This window comes from Mariniflexile aquimaris, from assembly GCF_042676825.1.
GTDB classification, from domain to species: domain Bacteria; phylum Bacteroidota; class Bacteroidia; order Flavobacteriales; family Flavobacteriaceae; genus Mariniflexile; species Mariniflexile aquimaris.
In genome coordinates this window covers 1-561 of the sequence record NZ_JBHTIB010000042.1, presented here as the reverse complement: position 1 = coordinate 561, position 561 = coordinate 1, and the positions used below count along the sequence as shown (strand labels likewise).

Sequence of the window (561 nt, the reverse complement as noted above, 5' to 3'; positions counted from 1 at the left end):
GTGCGAGGAATTTCCAAAGGAAATTCAGACGTAGCAAACTTGCAACGACCTTTGTTTAAGCACAACACCAGCAATTTTTTATATACTGTGTTGGGCAACGTTTTTTTTATTCCGCAAGAGTGATTTTCACTCCGTTCAATTCAGTTCCGTTTTTCAATTCCGTTTTATTTATTTCGTAATAAGGTTCCCATTTTTCTAAAGTCAGTTCGTTTTCATTTGTCCAACCAACTATTTTAAATCCATCAGGAATTAGTCCTTTTTCTAGGTCAGATTTGTTTTCAGTATTTTCGATAACTGACCAAAAAACTCTTGAGTATCCAAATCCACCATTGTCAAATTGATATTCGTAATATATGTATTTTTTATTGGGTGAAATAGATTCGGAAATTAGAACTAAACTGGCATCTTGCAGAGAATGTTCAGAATGAAAAGCTTCTGCAACTTTGTCAAAATCCGAGCTGATTTTAATTCCGATTCCAACAATTCCAATTAGAACTATTCCGATAATTATTAATATCCATTTTTTCATTCAGTTCACGGTTTCTCAAATGTTGCCCAACG

1 protein-coding gene is annotated in these 561 nt (G+C 33.7%); it reads right to left on the bottom strand.

The window, feature by feature from the left end; genetic code table 11:
* Positions 1-106 precede the first annotated feature (106 nt).
* Complete coding sequence (locus ACFQ0I_RS17315; protein ID WP_379944249.1) at positions 107-529, bottom strand: hypothetical protein; 423 nt, start codon at positions 527-529, stop codon at positions 107-109.
* Between the last annotated feature and the right edge of the window lie 32 nt (positions 530-561).